The sequence below is a fragment of the Psychrobacter sp. Rd 27.2 genome, from assembly GCF_001921755.1.
GTDB classification, from domain to species: domain Bacteria; phylum Pseudomonadota; class Gammaproteobacteria; order Pseudomonadales; family Moraxellaceae; genus Psychrobacter; species Psychrobacter celer.
Window position 1 is genome coordinate 530,845 of record NZ_MRYB01000001.1, and the last position, 16,659, is coordinate 547,503.

Sequence of the window (16,659 nt, forward strand, 5' to 3'; positions counted from 1 at the left end):
TTAACGTAGTTGAGTGTCATGCTGACAAAAAACACCCCGCCCAATAACGCACCAGATGAAGATCCAGCACAGCGCGATGCTCGTGCTGTCAGGCGTTGGTATCCACTGTCTTTTTTGCTCAAACTGCTGGTGCTCATCACCATCGTCTTGGCGATTATGTTTGTGGCGTTTTTTTATGCTGCAGGTACCGAGTCGGGCACGAAGTTTATTTTAGAAAAAGTCAGCGCTGAGACAGGCATTGATTTTAAATATGGCCGTGGCAATCTGCGCGATGGTATTTGGGTTAGCGATATCGATATCAACGCGACTGACGACCTTGAGGTTTTGGTCGATAAGGCGTATGTCAAAATAGGCTGGCGTGCGGTGTTTGCTAAAGAAGTGCATCTGCGCGATGCAGACATTCATACCATCGAGATCATCAATAACCAGCCGCCAACGGGCGAGCCATTTGATTATAAAACCCTGCAACTACCAGTGAACCTGCGTTTTGATCAGGCCAAAATAAAAAACATTATTTATAAACAAGTGACCAAAGAGCCTATCGTGGTGCATGATATCGCCGCCCGTGATTTGACATGGGTTGGTACTCAGGTCACCGTGGGTCGTGGCGACTTGCAGTATGCTGATATCGTCAACGTCAGTGCATTGCAAGGTGAGATTGAGCTGCAGGGTGATTACCCGCTAGATTTGAGCGCTATCGTAGAGGTCAGCGCGCTAGAAAAAGCCTATGTTGATCCGCTCGATGTCACGGCCACAGGTACGCTAAAACGCACCGTTGGTAAAGTGCGTAGCCGCTATAACGACAGCGATGTCAGCGGTAGTTTTGTCGCTCAGGGTTTAGATGACGGCTCGCCGTTTCAGGCAAAGCTGCAATGGGATGATATTTTGATTCCGTATGCTGAGAGCCAAAACATCCGTCTACAAAGCGGTACAGCGACAGCCACAGGCGTCATCTCCGAGATACGCCTGCGTATCAATACCGAGCTGACTGCCAAAGACATCCCATCAGGACATTATCAAGGCCGCGGTATCATTGCCAATAGTCAGCTGCGCGTCGATCGCTTAGATGCTCAAGTACCCGCGGGTCATCTTGTGTTACAAGGTATCTTAGACTGGCAAGACAGCTTTGATGCCAAAGTGCGCGCCACTGGCAGTAACTTTGATATTCGCCGTGCCATTCCAGATGACTACGCCGACTTTAAAGCATATGCACCGCAAAAACTAAATGGCAGACTGTCAGTCCATTATCAGCATCAAGACAGTAATGGTAATCTACAGATAGATGCTGATTTGCGCCAGCGTGATGGCGAGCACGTCAACGCCAATATCGCTCGTGGCAAAGCATCGGCCAAATCCACACAGGCCGCGCCTTGGTATATCGATGCCAATTGGCAAAGCCTTATCCGCCGTGATGTACCAAGCATCGGCAATATCGACAGCCCACGTGGGCAAGCAGACGTCATCATCCGCGGCTCGCGCCTGTCGGTCGATGCCGATGCCAACATCAATGAGTTAAACGCTGCCCCTAAAGGCAACTATGATGTACGCGTACGTAAAGTCGGCGACGTCATTGATATCAATCGCCTCAACTACAATGGCGTGGTGGGCGACTTGTCTGGTACCGGCCAGATCCAATTGGCGCGCAAAAACCGTCCGCTGACATGGCAGATAGATGCACGTACCAATGGCTTGCTACCAAAAGCGTATCGTAGCGATTTGCCGCTAGAGCGCCTGACTGGCAGTATCAGCGCGCGCGGTCGTTTGCTCAATATCAATAAGGGCGGCGCGCGCGGCCAGCGTCATATCGTCACCCTAAACAATACTGACTTACAAGCAGCGCTTGATACCACACAAGACGGCCGTCGTATTGGGCTGACAGGCACAGGCGATGCCAGTGTCGATATCGTCGGAGGTGAGCTGTCGGTGTTTGACGCTCGTTTTGCTGGTCAAGTCGATACCGCTGATGTGCCAAAAGGTCGCCTCTCAATTGACGCAGCGGGCACGCCAAAACTCATCAGCATTCGAAACGTAACCTATAACGGTGAAGCAGGGGCGGTCAATGCCAAAGGTGTCGTCGACCTGCGCAACCATATCGGCTGGACAGTAGATGGTCGTTTTGACAAGTTTAATGTGGGGTATTTTTTACCCAATAACCCAGCGATTATCACAGGCGACTTGACCACCAGTGGTGCGTGGCAAACGGCTGCCAAAAACACCCCCAACGCCTCAGGAAAGCTGCAGCGTTTTGCCTTAAACTTCGATGGCGTGTTAGACGCCGAGCAGCTACCAGCGGGTAAGCTGACGATAGATGCCAGCGGCGATGCTCAGTTGATTCGTATCAAGCGTCTGCGTCATATAGGCGCTGCGGGTAGTATCGATGCGACAGGTACGGTTGATGTACGTCAAGGCATCGCGTGGGATATCAAGGCGGTCATGGATCGTTTTAATATCGGATACTTCCTAAAAGATACGCCAAGCCTCATCACTGGCACGATCGATACGGATGGCCGCTGGGGCGACAATCAGCAAACCGTCAATATCAGACAGGTAAATTTAAGTGGTCGACTAAAAGGCCAGCCGCTCAGTGCCAAAGGCAGCTTGACGGCGAAAATGCGGTTGCCAAAAGATATAGCAAGCTACTTTAAGCGTTTACAAACGCAGGATGCGCAAGCGCAATATAAACAAGTCAATGCGCTAATCGATAGCTTAAATGCCGATAATTTGGTGCTACGCTGGGGCGACAACTACGTCACTGCTGATGGCAACGCCCAGCAGCTACAAACCAAAATCAATATCACAAGCCTTGATCAGCTATCAGACAAACTTGCGGGTAAAGTCACAGGCGGCGCAACCTTATCGCAGCCAGCAGGACAGGCACTGCCCACCATTTATATCGATTTGGTCGGTGAGCGCATCGCGCTGCCAGGATTTATCCTGCGTCAAGGCCGCGTGCGCGGCAAGCTTGTCAATTTAGCAAACAGTCCAAGCCAGCTTATCGTGACAGCAGAAGGTTTGGATGCGGCAGGGCAAAGCTTTAAAAGTGTCAAAGCGTCCTTTAATGGCACCGAGCAAGCTCATGTGGTCGATCTGGAGGTGGCTAATGAGCAGCTCGATATTGGTGCTAGACTCAAAGGCGGCTTTAATCGTGACAATCTCGTCTGGTCAGGGGTCATCGGTAAAGGGCGTATAAAGTCTAAATACGCCACCCTAAACCAGCTGCAGCCTGCTCAGCTGATTGTCAACTTGCCTCATGAGCAAAACGGCAGTCGCAACGACTTTAAAGTACAGCTGGCCGCACATTGCTGGCAAGCGTCTGACCAAAGTGGCAAGCTGTGCCTACGCGACAACTTAATTGCCTCACCAGACAAAGGCGAAGTCAATATCGCCTTACAAAACCTTGATACCACGCTGTTTTCAGTATTTTTGCCCAAAGATATTGACTGGCATGGCAAGATAAATGGTAAGGCCATCGTCGGCTGGCAGCGTGGTCGTCCACCGACTATCAATACCACGCTATACTCGGACAATGGCAAAATCGGCTTGATTCAGGATGGTGATAGTGCGCCAGTGACATTACCGTACAAACGCGTGTCCCTGATTGCACTGTCGGTGCCTGAAGGTATCAAGCTACGCACAGATATCAATACAGGGCGCGGCGCCCGTGGCTATGCTGAGGTGGTTGTAGACCCCTATAAGACCCCCAAGCCAATCTCTGGCGCGCTGGTACTCAATGAGCTAAATTTAGCGATATTTAAGCCATTTTTCCCCGGCATGCGAGTATTGGAGGGCAATGTCACGATGGCAGGTGGTTTAGGCGGTACATTGGATAAACCGCAGTTTTATGGTGATGTCAAATTGGCAGATGGCCGTATTGCCATGCTTGATTTGCCCGTCAATCTGACCAATGTCAATACTGAGGCCAAAATCCGCGGCACCCAGGCGACCATCGATGGTACCTTTAATAGTGGCTCAGGCACAGGTACCTTGACAGGCACGGTGAATTGGCAGCAAAAACTGCAAGCCAAGCTCAGTGTCGTCGGTGAGCGCTTGGTCATCACCCAGCCGCCTTTGCTCGTCGCTGAGATCAACCCTGACATCGATATCATCGTGCGCCCAGGCGATCGTTATGTCGATATCAAAGGGGCGGTGAGCGTGCCGTCAGCGACCATCCGTCCGCCAGAAGCCAGCGAAGATATCATCACTCAGACAGAAGATGCCGTCGTTCTTGACCGCCGCTTGATTGGCAATATCGATGAGGTATTAGCAGTCTCCAAGCCTTGGTCGATCAATGCCGATATCGGTGTCGACTTGGGTGACGATATCAACTTCCGTGGCTTTGGTGCGGTCATTCCTTTGGCTGGGGCGATTAACATCAATCAAAATGGCACTGGTATCATGCGCGCAAAAGGGGTAGTGCAGGTGTCACGTCGCACCAATATCAACGCTTTTGGTCAAAGTCTGGAGCTAAATTATGGGCAAGTACGCTTTAATGGCGATGTGATGAAGCCCAACCTTAGTATCGAGGCGGTCAAAACCATCAGTGGTAAGACAGTGGGCTTACGGGTTAAGGGTAATACAGAAAACCCAAATATCATCGTCTTTAATAATGCAGGACTCACCCAGCAGCAAGCGATGAATGCTCTAGTCACCGGTAGAATCAATAACAAGAGCGCCACCCAAATCAGTGAGCAAGGCTTTAAGTCGCAGGTCACCAACAACTTGGCGGCGGCTGGCTTGAGCTTTGGCCTTAGCGGCACACGCAGCTTGACCAACCAGATAGGTCAGGTGTTTGGTTTGCAAAGTCTGACCGTAGATGCCTCAGGCAGCAGTGAAGACACTAATGTCAATGTCACAGGTTATGTGACGCCGGATCTGTATATTCGCTATGGCGTGGGGGTGTTTAATGCCCAAAACAGCCTGTCTATTCGTTATCAGCTGACACGGCGCATCTACGTCGAGGCTACCTCAGCTGCAGAAAACGCGGTGGATGTGGTATATAGTTGGCAGTTCTAAAATGGATGTAGTTAATTGAACATAAAACAGTTATAGATTGAGAGTCGCGACTGGTATAAATCTTCCTTATTTGGCTGCAATCTATCTCACTGCTATCCCTATTTTTAAAATAGGGACACGCTGCAATAAAAAACGCCTTTGATACAAGGCGTTTTTTATTATCGGGGATGTCTGATAACAGGCAGATGTCAATTTATTTGGTCAAAATCAAACGGTTATTACGAGTTAGGCGCAGGCGATACTCTTCGCCTTCATGTTCGATACGGACTTCTTTGGTTAAGGCAAATAGGTGCTGCGACTGCAAAGTAGGCAGACGATTTTCGCGACAGTTTAAGTAACGAGAGATGACCATGCTCATAATAAATTCCTTTTGATAAAGTGATAAAACAATAAGTGGCAATAGAACTACTACCTTTAACGATAATAATTATCATTTAGATTTAATGATTTTGCAAGCCAATTGATAAAATAAAATGCAGTTATTATGTAAACTTATATAAATCCCTTGTCATCAACCACTTTTTTGTGTTCGCAGAATATAGAAAACCAGCCGTTTGCTAAAATCAGTGCACCGCTAAAGGCAGTCAGATCGCAGTCAGTATTTCGTCATCAATATCATCCATCACTACTATTATTACTATTTTTAAGTAGCTATTAATGCCCTCAAGGACCCTCATGACCCACACAAACCATCCTTCGCTCATTACCAACACTGCCCACATGCCTGCCAGCACCAAAGCCAATGCTAGCGCCAACGTTGTCAATGTCGCCGTGGCTGTCATTTATTATAAAAACTGCTATCTCCTTGGGTTTCGTCATGCCGCGCAGCATCAGGGCAATCTTTATGAGTTTGTCGGTGGCAAGATCGAAGCACAGGAGGGTGCCGAGCGGGCGTTAATACGGGAAGTCGCCGAAGAGACAGGCATCGACGTCGCTGACAACCTGATGGTCAAGCTTGGCCGTATCCATCACGACTATGGTGATAAGCAGGTCAGCTTGCAGGTATATCAAGTTGAGCTGACAGCAGAGCAATACGAGCAGCATAAACTGGCTGAGTATGGTCTAGAAGGGCAGGCGCTCAAGTGGGTGGATAGGCGAGCGTTACTGGCAGGTGAGTACCCGTTGCCAGCGGCCAATCGTACGATTCTACAGTGGCTGCAGCTGCCACCTGCCATCACCACCACTTATCCTTTAGCGCATTTTGGCGGCCACACCGATCCAGCGGCAGCATGGCTGGCCTACCACGAGCAGCATCTTTTGCCCAGCGCATGGGTGTATGTACGGCTCAAAGACGCAAGTGTGTCGCGCGCTGACCGCACAATTACCCAGCTTATGCAGCAGCGACCAGATATTCAGGTTATTTTGCCATTAACTGATGGTAGCCTTAGTAGCGCTGAGATTAGGGATACGCCCACTTCTCAGGTGCTAATGGTACACCAGTCCATCAGCGCATACCATCTGACTCACACGGAGCTGCTGCACTGGCAACATAGCCAATATGGTCAGGCGGCAGCTGCCGACTCAATACCCGCAGGGCAGCCACTTATCGTCAGCTGTCATGATGCCGAGAGCATCGCCGCCGCCAATCAGCTGGCACGCATGCGCATTCAGCAGCAACTGCCGCCCATCATCGGTATTTTTGTATCGCCCGTCCTGTTTACCCAAACCCATCCTGATACTGCGCCACTTGGCTGGCAGGCATGGTCTGCACTGACCAAACTGGCTGACATGCCCGTCATTGGTTTGGGCGGATTGTCGCCGTCAATGATCGATAAGGCCAAGCAATACGGCGGCGTCAGTGTGGCGGGTATTCGTCAGTTTTTATAGGCCCAAAACAGCAAAAACACAACAAATATTAAGTCGGCTAAACCACTGATTTTTTTAGCGTATTTATCTGCTTGGTAAACATGTATTTATATTGCATCATAAACACATATTTACTTACAAACCGTTGCGTTTCCCTACATTGCGACACTGTTTTTGTGGGGTGGCTGGTCTTAATATATACCGTCTAACAAAGTCAATTAAATACCGATTAAAACGCGTCTAGGCAGCTGATTGTTCATCGCTTATCCAAACGATACCTTATTATAAAAACAGTATGGCAGACACAGCATTTAGTAAATAGTATTTAATAAAAAGGCGCGTTGATGCTTACCTAAATTTTCAGGCATTTAGCTTAATCATACATAGAAAGCCGGGCGATAGAGAACAACGCCTTTATAAGCTCAGGGTAAGACCACGGTTACACCCATTAGGTGTTATCTATAATGTATAAAATTGACAGTGTATCAAGCACATTTAACAGACATAATAAATACGGTATATCTATGAAAACCAATAAGTTACCTAAATCAGCTTGGTCTGATTCACAGGAAGCTGGTTCTCAATCTCAGCAGAGCAGTTCATTTAGTGACTGCTATTTACACAGTGAATTGACCAAAAGCAGCGCACAGCAAACAGACAATGTCAGTCATGCTGCCAGCAATGATGCCAGCTATCGTGATGATCTGGTAGATGAGATAGCGAGCAGCAGGTATTCGCAGCCAGCGCCTACTCAGGTGTCTTTACAAGACAGTTATTTTGGTTATAAAAAGGTGAGCAAAAAACCTGCCAAAATAGAAGACTCTGCCATGATGGATGACATCCAAGTAACCTCGCCGCCAAAAGATAAGCACACAACGTCAAAGTGCCTGACGGGTCATGGACAAACGCCTGTGGATGCAATCATGCAGCAAGGCGCCCTTAATGTCTATGACAAGTCTAATAAAGTAGGCGCGTCATCAAAGCCTAGCTCATCAACAGCCGATGGACAGACATCCTACGGCTCTACGTCTTATACAGACTCATACAGCGAAATACCGGAGCGCGTATTTATGAATGGATTGATCAAGCACACAGGCATAGCATTAGCGATTATCATACCTTTGGCGGCGTTTTCTGCTTATGCTGCTTCGCCTGAGCCAAACACCGCGGCAAAGGCCAGCAGTGCTGAAATGACAGAGACACTGGCTGTGCAGCCAAGTGATATCATCCATAAATCTGCGACCACGCCGACCACAGTCGATAGTGTGGATCTAAACAAATACGCGGGGACGTGGTATGAGATAGGCCGCTTGCCGATGTATTTTCAGCGCAACTGTGCAGGCGATGTGACGGCCAACTATACGCAAAAGACGGATGGCTCGGGCGTTATCGTCACCAACAAGTGCTTGGATAGTGACGGCGCAGAGATCGTTGCCGAAGGTTTGGCCAAACCTGCCGATGCCACTGGTAGTAAACTCAAGGTTACGTTTTTGCCATCGTGGATACGCTGGCTGCCAGTGGGCCGTGCCGACTACTGGGTGCTGGCACGTGATGGCGAGTACAAAACTGCCTTGGTAGGGACGCCTGACAAAGACTATCTTTGGTTGCTGGCACGCTCACCAGATATCGCTCAAGAAACATACGCCAAATATCGTCAAATTGCTCAGCAACAAGGCTACGATTTAAAAGAATTTAAGCTGACACCGCAGTCCAAGCAAACGGTCAACTTGGTCCCATAATACCGTTCGCGTGGTTAATGACTGGCAAAATAGGGCGTTTTAGGCTAAAATCTAGGCGCTCTACATACTCTAACGCAAATAACCAAAAACGAGAGTCTAGATGACTCCATAAGTGTCAACGCTTAGAGCCTATACTGCCCATCTATTTATTTTTCTTCACACTTTACTGATCATACATTACTGACCATAAGGATGTTTCTCGTGAGCAACGCTGATACCTTACGCCAATTACATCAAGACCACTTGAGCAACTACAATACCCAAGAGCAACAAGCCATTGAGCTAATGGGGCTGCTAAATAAGCTGTATAATGAGCAAGACGTACAAGTGACTTTGTTCGGCGAAACGCTAGATACCAGCTCAGTGGGTCAAATATTGGCACTGCATCAAAAAGTAGCATTGCGTGAGCAAGGCGCAAAGACTATTCAGGTCGCTGACACCTTGACCATGGTAAAAACTTTGGCAGAAAATAAAAGCCTTCAAGCCGCTCGTATCGATGTCGGCCAGCTAATCGCCTCTGACACTGACGTACAGGCTGCTCTGCAAGCCGTCAACCATGAGCAAGGCGCGATGAACAGCGCCACTGACGTGGTACTATACGGTTTTGGCCGTATCGGCCGTATTTTGACTCGCCTATTATTATCACAAGCATCTAGCGCCAAAGGCTTGCAGCTAAAAGCCATCGTCGTACGTCCTGCAAAAGCAGGCGATCTGGCCAAGCGTGCGTCGTTGTTAGAGCGCGACTCTATCCATGGTAGTTTTGCTGGCGGCGTGACGGTTGATGAAGACAACAACGGCCTGATCATCAATGGTCGCTTTGTACAAGTGATTTATGCCAATGATCCAAGCACCATCGATTATACCGCTTATGGCATCGCTGATGCGTTGGTGATCGACAACACGGGTATCTGGAAAGACGAAGATGGCCTTGGTAAACACTTGCAATCTACTGGTGTCAAAAAAGTACTCCTAACCGCACCAGCAGGCGGCGATATCAAAAACGTCGTGTATGGTGTCAACAATGACACAGTCGGCGATGATACCATCGTTAGTGCAGCCAGCTGTACCACCAACGCTATTACCCCAACGCTAAAAGTACTAAACGATGAGTACGGTATCGAAAACGGTCACGTCGAGACCATTCACTCATTTACCAATGATCAAAACCTAATTGATAACTATCACAAATCAGACCGCCGTGGCCGTAGTGCAGTATTGAACATGGTCATCACCAGCACAGGCGCTGCAAAAGCAGTCGGTAAAGCGTTACCGGAGCTCAGTGGTAAGCTAACTGGCAACGCCATTCGCGTTCCAACCCCCAACGTTAGTCTTGCGATTTTGAACTTAAATCTAAAAACCGCGCCAGAGAGTGCTGATGCGTTAAATGCGTTTATGCGCAAAATCGCCAATAGCCACACTTGGCAGTCGCAAATCGCTTATACAGACTCGACTGAAGCGGTGTCGACCGACTTTGTTGGGACCACTCATGTCGGCATCGTCGATGCGCAAGCAACTATTTTGACTGATAATCATGCTATCGTATATATCTGGTATGACAACGAAGTAGGCTACAGTACTCAAGTCTTGCGTTTGGCTACCCAGATGGCTGGTATTAGCTATACGCAAATTCCTGCATAAAACGTAAGCTAAGCGCTGCAAACTCAAATATAATATAAAGCACCCGATAGTCCGATTGGTTATCGGGTGTTATTGTCATCATGAAGGCTAAGTGCTAACTACCAAATGCTAAGTGCTAACTACCAAATGCTAAGTGCTAACTACCAAATGCTAAGTGCTAACTACTCAGTGCTAAGCACCAACAATAGGACTTTGGCAGTCGTCATGACAACACCCCCTAGCAAAAACCTAAAATACAGCCGCTGGTTGTAGCCCAGTTATAGACTGGATTGTAAATTAAGGAACGTAAGATGCGATTTATTGATGAAGCCGTCGTAACGGTAAAAGCAGGTGACGGTGGTAACGGAATCGCCAGTTTTCGCCGAGAAAAATATGTCCCACGTGGTGGCCCTGATGGCGGTGATGGTGGTAGCGGCGGTGATGTCTATGTCATTGCTGATGACAACACCAACACCCTAGTGGACTATCGCTATACGCGCCGCTATGATGCAAAACGCGGTGAAAATGGACAAAGTAAAAACTGTTCAGGCAAAGGCTCAGAGGATATTTATCTGCCTGTGCCGATCGGTACGACGGTGGTCGATACCGAGACTGATGAAGTATTAGGAGATTTGGTCGAAATTGGTCAGACGCTATTGGTTGCTAAGGGCGGCGATGGTGGTCTGGGCAATACCCATTTCAAAAGCTCGACCAACCAAGCACCGCGTAAGGCAACTTCAGGTTTTGAGGGCGAGTTAAAAGTACTTAAGTTTGAGCTAAAAGTCGTCGCTGACGTGGGATTGGTCGGTTTGCCCAATGCGGGTAAATCCACCTTTATCCGTCAGGTTTCGGCTGCCAAACCAAAAGTAGCGGATTATCCCTTTACCACGTTGGTGCCAAACTTAGGCGTCGTCGATATCGGTCGCCATCGCTCGTTTGTCATGGCAGATATCCCAGGCTTGATTGAAGGCGCATCCGAAGGGGCTGGGCTGGGTATTCGCTTTTTAAAGCACGTGGCTCGTACGCGTCGTCTGCTACACTTAGTCGATGTTAAGCCCGTCGATGGTAGTGATCCGGTAGAAAATGCCCGCGTGATCTTAAATGAGCTTGAGCGTTTTTCTCCTGAGCTGGCCAACCTCCCGCAGATTTTGGTACTCAACAAAATCGATCAGGTCGCTGAGGAAGACTTAAACGAGCTGTGTACGCATATCGTGGCTGAGCTTGGCTGGACAGGTATGGTCTTTCGCACCTCTACCTTGACTGGAGAAGGGGTGGACGCGGTCAAATACCACCTGATGAACGATATTGAGCGTGAGCGCGAGCGCGAGATAGAAGACCCTATCTTTGCTGAAGCACAAAAAGAGCGTTTTGCGCGTTTAGAAGAAGAAGTCCGCCTAAATACCGAAGCCCAGCGCGAAGCATATAGAGCCGCTCGCCGAGCTGCGCGTGAAGGCATAGATAACAACGACGATCGTTTAGATGACGACGAAGATGGCGTTGAGGTGGTTTATGTGCCTTAAGCTATGACGCTTAAGCTGATATACTTAAATGTTTAGAGCAACCCCCGTAATCAATTGACACAAGACACAGGAGTTTATATGGCAGATGACATAGCAAATACGACCGAAGAAGCAAGGTTTATTAAGCAAACTCGCAACTTTGATATTCAGCGCGTTATTGTCAAGATTGGCTCATCGTTATTAACCAATAACGGCCGAGGGCTGGATCGAACTGCCATTTACGAGTGGGCCAAGCAAATTGCAAAGCTGCATAAGCAAGGCGTGGAAGTGCTGCTGGTGTCCTCTGGTGCAGTTGCCGAAGGTGTGGTACGTATGAACCTTGAGGAGCGACCACGCAAGCTTGCCGCCTTGCAAGCGTGTGCATCTATTGGTCAGATGGGTTTGATTGAGACCTGGTGGTCGGCTTTGATTCAACACGGTATCCAAAGCTCACAGCTTTTGCTGACGCACGATGATTTGTCCAACCGTAGTCGTTACCTAAATACCACTGGTGCCTTGACCCAATTGTTGGACTGGCGCGTCCTGCCGGTCATCAATGAAAATGATACCATCACTATCGACGAGATTAAGTTTGGTGACAATGACACGTTGGGCGCGATGGCAGCGGCGATGGTCAATGCGGATTTGTATATTATCCTCACAGACCAAGAAGGCGTCTTTACAGACAATCCGCGTGACAACCCCAATGCCAAGATGATTCGCCAAGAGCGCGCGATGGCAGATTATTTGTTTGATATCGCAGGTGATGGCGGCAAGCTTGGGCGCGGCGGTATGCTGACTAAGATCCGCGCCGGTCGCCTTGCTGCTATGGGCGGCTGTCCGACGGTGATTGTCAGTGGTGCGATCGATGATGTCATCACTCGAGTGGTCTCAGGCGAGGCGGTGGGTACGCTATTGACCACCAATGATGAAGATAAAATCATCGCCCGCAAACAGTGGCTGGCCGCCCATCTACGCATGTCAGGCACCCTGATCGTCGATGCTGGAGCGGCCAAGGCAGTGGTCGAGCATCATAAGAGCTTATTGCCTGTCGGGGTGGTGGAGGTACGCGGCGATTTTGATGAAGGCGATGTGGTAGAAGTGGTGCACCAAGACACAGGCGAGCGTATCGCGGTCGGCCAAGTCAACTTTTCATCTCGTGATGCGTGCCGTGTGGCTCGTGAGCGAACTGAGGAGTTTGATAAGATACTTGGCAATCATGAAGAGCGCGTGGTCATGGTGCACCGAGACAACCTAGCACTGACTGTCTGATCCTATTTAGCGGTCTGATCGCTATTTTTAATGACGAAGGTGTGTCCTTATTTTTATCGATAGATATCTAGCGATAGATATTTGATTGGGGACACGCCCTAATAATAAATGGCATTTAAGCTTAAGCTTTGGGCGCTCCTATCAACTCATGAGACGGTTTTTAGTATTTATATGCCGCCATCTATACGTTATCAGCGTTTATCATTTTTTATTCACTTTATTTATCCAGTACAGTATGCAAAGAGATATAAATACTGTGCGGTTTTGGAGATTTGTACATGAGTGCTTCAGACAATAATCATTCGGCTCAGCAAACGTTTGCGCCGTTAAAAAACGATAGATTGCTACGTGCCTTACGCTTTGAGCCTGTTGATACCACCCCTGTTTGGATGATGCGTCAAGCTGGCCGTTATTTACCAGAATATAAAGCCACGCGAGCAGAGGCTGGCGATTTTATGAGCTTGTGTAAGGACACTGCGCGTGCCACCGAGGTCACCTTGCAGCCACTGCGTCGTTACGATTTAGATGCGGCGATTTTATTTAGCGATATTTTGACCATTCCTGATGCGATGGGTTTGGGCTTGTACTTTGAGACAGGCGAAGGCCCAAAGTTCAAGTACCCGATTCGTCAGCAGGCAGACCTTGATAGACTACCAGTGCTAGATATGAATGACTCGCTTGATTATGTCATGCGTGCGGTGACCAGTATTCGTCAGGCGCTAAATGGCCAAGTACCCTTATTTGGGTTTTCTGGTAGCCCTTGGACACTAGCCACTTATATGATCGAAGGCGGCAGCTCAAAGGACTATCGTTATACCAAAGGTTTTTTGTATAGCAATCCTGAGTTTTTGCATCAGTTATTGGATAAGTTGGCTAGCGCAGTGGTAGATTATTTGGATGCTCAAGTGATCGCTGGTGCTCAGATTTTACAGATATTTGATAGCTGGGGCGGCGCGCTTGGTCATCGTCAGTTCGTTGACTTCTCTCATGCCTATAATAAGCGTATCGTCGCTGAGCTAAAGATTCGTCACCCGCAGATCCCAGTGGTGCTATTTACCAAAGGCGGTGGCCTGTGGCTCGATGTGCAAGCAGACAGTCAGGCGGACGCACTCGGGCTAGACTGGACCATGCCGCTAGATCGCGCGCGCCAAGTGCTCAATGAGAGCCAGCGTCAATTGACCAAGCAGCACAAAAAACTACAGAGCAGCAAAGCACTACAAGGCAACTTAGATCCAGCAACCTTGTACGGCTCGCCTGCCACCATCCGCGCAGAAGTAACGGCGATGCTCGATAGAGCCTATGCAGATGGTGAAAAAACAGGCTACGTGGCAAACTTAGGTCACGGTATCACGCAGTGGGTCAACCCTGACAATGCCAAGGTGTTTATTGATGCGGTTCATGACTATAAACTTTAGTTTATAGCGCATGAGCCATGCTTTGATGCGAGAGCAAATGCTTATCGCCAGTCGAATCCTGCAACGGGTACTGTCAGCGAGCTTGATGAGAGTAGAGCGATACTTGCGTTTGTTTTCTGGCTACTCTATTTTTAGGCATGATGTTACTCAAGTAAAAAACAAGTAAAAAAGGATGTCTTATGATTTCAGCAGCTATTGTCGGCGGTACAGGCTATACAGGTATTGAGCTTATTCGCTTATTGTCTGCCCACCCCAACGTGTCTCTTGATTTGCTAACGTCACGTAGCGAGGCGGGTACGCGCGCTGATGAGATATTCCCAAGCTTACGCGGTATATCAGACATCGTTTTTAGTGATTTGGGTGAAGATACGCTCGGGGCGTTACAAAAGTGCGATGTGGTGTTTTTTGCGACCCCTCATGGGGTGGCGATGAAGCAGGCCGAGGCGCTCACGCAAGCGGGCGTTAAGGTCATCGATTTGGCTGCTGATTTTCGTTTGCAGTCCTTGACGGATTTTGAGCACTGGTATCAGCAGTCGCACGCCTGCCCTGAGCTGCTAAAAACGGCTGTTTATGGCTTACCTGAGGTCAATCGTGCCAAGCTTGCCGAGGCGCTGGTCGTGGGCAACCCTGGTTGCTATCCTACCACAGCGATTTTAGGTCTCAAACCCATTATCGAAAAACAAAACGCCCAAGCAGATAGACTGATCGAGCCGCGTATCGTCATCGATGCAAAATCTGGTGTCTCAGGCGCTGGACGTCAGGCAAAACTTGCGCTCAATTATGCCGAAACGACAGATAATTTTAAGGCTTATAGCGTTGAGGGGCATCGTCACCTGCCTGAGATCGAGCAGGGGGTGGCACAGTTACTAGGCAGTCAGTTTACGCATCGCATTCGTTTTTTACCGCATTTGGTGCCGATGATACGCGGTATGCTCAGCTCCATTCATATGGAGATGACAGAGGCTGGGACGGCTATTGACTGGCAGCAAGCCTTCGAGAATGCTTATGCAAGTGAGCCATTTATCGATGTCATGCCCAAAGGCAATTATCCAGATACCCGCAGTGTCCGCGCCAGTAACCGTCTGCGTATAGCGATACATCAAGACAACGAGCGCGCTGAGCTGACAGTGATCGTGGTACAGGATAACCTCGTAAAAGGAGCAGCAGGACAAGCGGTACAAAATATGAATGTCATGTTTGGGCTTGAGGAGTCATTGGGATTGAATTTTGCACCCATTGTCCCTTAAGGTGTTGTTTTGTTCGCTTTTTTCTCACCTTATCATTCACCTTTATGGTGCTAGGTATTGATTATAAATTCCGCTATACTAACTTGCCCTTACTATTAAGAGATACTGTCTAAATGCGTATTCAGATCGCACTACGCCTTAGCCCGCAGCCAGCATGTGTATCATGCCAAGCCTTTGCTCCATGTGATATGGAGCAAAGGAAGCAGTCTTTTAAAACCAGCGTGGCGAGCAATATCGGGCGCACGCAGCAAGGCGCTTCGTCGTTGGTATTGGCTTTGTTTGTGGTGGTGATTCTGGTCACCGCGATTGTGGGGCTGATGTTTGGTCACAAGCTTGGCTATCAGCGCGGTACTCACTCGATGCAAAACGAAGCCAAACAGGCGATTATTGATAGCAAAAAGGCCAGTAAAGAGCTGGAGGATTTGCGTCTAAGTAATAAGATTGCGACCAATCAAGCCGCCACTGCCAAGCAAGAGCTGGCAATTAGCTTAGCAAACTTACATGAACTGCGTGAAAACCATCAAACTCTGACAGTAGAAAATCGCCAACTGACGCAGCTAAATGAGGTGTATGCAGAGGCGCTCACTGAAAAAGGCGGCATGCCACTAAAAGTACTGGGGGCTAAGATTGAGCCGCTACCTGAGAATGCTTTTGAGTATGGGTTTGATATTGGTATGCTCAGTGCGGATGGCTCAGCCAAACGTCTAAGACCGACTTTGACCTTGCTCAATGATGGCGAGCTGGTCGAAGTGCCACTTGAGCCGGCAAACCATATAATAGAAGGTATCGTACGTATTCGCGGTCGCTTTATGATGCCATCAGGCTTTAAACCTCTACAAGTCAAACTCAGCTTGCAAGCAGGCGATCAGCAAGTAGAGCAGCTGTATGATTGGAAGCTGGGCGACAGGGTGGACAATATGCCGCTGTCTTTATTGGATCTGCCTGAAGTGGATGAGAGCCCGATTGAGACAAAGAGTGCGACAGACTAGCGGCCGTCTGTCTGTTCAGAACGACATCAATAACAGACGATAATAGTCTGCCTGCTTGTTAT

10 protein-coding genes are annotated in these 16,659 nt (G+C 48.7%); 9 read left to right on the plus strand and 1 reads right to left on the minus strand.

Translation table 11 applies throughout. The features are described from left to right. Positions 1 to 18: 18 nt before the first annotated feature. The gene (locus BTV99_RS02205) at positions 19 to 5,013 is read left to right on the plus strand and encodes a translocation/assembly module TamB domain-containing protein (RefSeq protein WP_075100690.1); all 4,995 of its coding nucleotides are present in this window, start codon (positions 19 to 21) and stop codon (positions 5,011 to 5,013) included. 193 nt (positions 5,014 to 5,206) lie between these two features. Here BTV99_RS02205 and hemP read toward each other — a convergent pair whose 3' ends face one another. Then, positions 5,207 to 5,365: a hemin uptake protein HemP gene (hemP, locus tag BTV99_RS02210; RefSeq protein WP_227672156.1), complete on the minus strand. Its 159-nt coding sequence runs from the start codon at positions 5,363 to 5,365 to the stop codon at positions 5,207 to 5,209. A gap of 323 nt (positions 5,366 to 5,688) precedes the next feature. On the opposite strand from hemP, the gene BTV99_RS02215 reads away from it, so the two are divergent. The 8 genes from BTV99_RS02215 (at position 5,689) to BTV99_RS02250 (ending at position 16,597) form a co-directional block, all read left to right on the plus strand. Beyond that, the gene (locus BTV99_RS02215; RefSeq protein ID WP_241900739.1) at positions 5,689 to 6,840 is read left to right on the plus strand and encodes an NUDIX domain-containing protein; all 1,152 of its coding nucleotides are present in this window, start codon (positions 5,689 to 5,691) and stop codon (positions 6,838 to 6,840) included. 503 nt (positions 6,841 to 7,343) lie between these two features. Continuing rightward, positions 7,344 to 8,558 carry a lipocalin family protein gene (locus tag BTV99_RS13170; RefSeq protein ID WP_083608475.1) on the plus strand — a complete coding sequence of 405 codons (1,215 nt, stop codon included), beginning with the start codon at positions 7,344 to 7,346 and terminating at the stop codon, positions 8,556 to 8,558. A gap of 192 nt (positions 8,559 to 8,750) precedes the next feature. Then, positions 8,751 to 10,196: a glyceraldehyde-3-phosphate dehydrogenase gene (locus tag BTV99_RS02225; RefSeq protein WP_075100691.1), complete on the plus strand. Its 1,446-nt coding sequence runs from the start codon at positions 8,751 to 8,753 to the stop codon at positions 10,194 to 10,196. 290 nt (positions 10,197 to 10,486) lie between these two features. Further along, positions 10,487 to 11,695: an Obg family GTPase CgtA gene (gene cgtA / locus BTV99_RS02230; RefSeq protein ID WP_075100692.1), complete on the plus strand. Its 1,209-nt coding sequence runs from the start codon at positions 10,487 to 10,489 to the stop codon at positions 11,693 to 11,695. A gap of 78 nt (positions 11,696 to 11,773) precedes the next feature. Beyond that, on the plus strand, positions 11,774 to 12,946 hold the full coding sequence (gene proB / locus BTV99_RS02235; RefSeq protein WP_075100693.1) for a glutamate 5-kinase: 1,173 nt from the start codon (positions 11,774 to 11,776) through the stop codon (positions 12,944 to 12,946). 278 nt (positions 12,947 to 13,224) lie between these two features. Beyond that, on the plus strand, positions 13,225 to 14,361 hold the full coding sequence (hemE, locus tag BTV99_RS02240) for a uroporphyrinogen decarboxylase (protein WP_075100694.1): 1,137 nt from the start codon (positions 13,225 to 13,227) through the stop codon (positions 14,359 to 14,361). A 179-nt stretch (positions 14,362 to 14,540) separates the two neighbouring features. Next, on the plus strand, positions 14,541 to 15,608 hold the full coding sequence (argC, locus tag BTV99_RS02245) for an N-acetyl-gamma-glutamyl-phosphate reductase (protein WP_075100695.1): 1,068 nt from the start codon (positions 14,541 to 14,543) through the stop codon (positions 15,606 to 15,608). A gap of 113 nt (positions 15,609 to 15,721) precedes the next feature. Continuing rightward, on the plus strand, positions 15,722 to 16,597 hold the full coding sequence (locus BTV99_RS02250) for a hypothetical protein (RefSeq protein WP_075100696.1): 876 nt from the start codon (positions 15,722 to 15,724) through the stop codon (positions 16,595 to 16,597). The last annotated feature ends 62 nt before the right edge of the window (positions 16,598 to 16,659 follow it).

What these genes read in the sequence shown, in the direction of transcription:
- BTV99_RS02250 (WP_075100696.1), top strand. Translation starts at nt 15,722, where the DNA reads ATGCGTATTCAGATCGCACTACGCCTTAGCCCGCAGCCAGCATGTGTA.
- BTV99_RS02225 (WP_075100691.1), top strand. Translation starts at nt 8,751, where the DNA reads ATGTTTCTCGTGAGCAACGCTGATACCTTACGCCAATTACATCAAGAC.
- BTV99_RS02215 (WP_241900739.1), top strand. Translation starts at nt 5,689, where the DNA reads ATGACCCACACAAACCATCCTTCGCTCATTACCAACACTGCCCACATG.
- cgtA (WP_075100692.1), top strand. Translation starts at nt 10,487, where the DNA reads ATGCGATTTATTGATGAAGCCGTCGTAACGGTAAAAGCAGGTGACGGT.
- BTV99_RS02205 (WP_075100690.1), top strand. Translation starts at nt 19, where the DNA reads ATGCTGACAAAAAACACCCCGCCCAATAACGCACCAGATGAAGATCCA.
- BTV99_RS13170 (WP_083608475.1), top strand. Translation starts at nt 7,344, where the DNA reads ATGAAAACCAATAAGTTACCTAAATCAGCTTGGTCTGATTCACAGGAA.
- hemE (WP_075100694.1), top strand. Translation starts at nt 13,225, where the DNA reads ATGAGTGCTTCAGACAATAATCATTCGGCTCAGCAAACGTTTGCGCCG.
- proB (WP_075100693.1), top strand. Translation starts at nt 11,774, where the DNA reads ATGGCAGATGACATAGCAAATACGACCGAAGAAGCAAGGTTTATTAAG.
- hemP (WP_227672156.1), bottom strand. Translation starts at nt 5,365, where the DNA reads ATGGTCATCTCTCGTTACTTAAACTGTCGCGAAAATCGTCTGCCTACT.
- argC (WP_075100695.1), top strand. Translation starts at nt 14,541, where the DNA reads ATGATTTCAGCAGCTATTGTCGGCGGTACAGGCTATACAGGTATTGAG.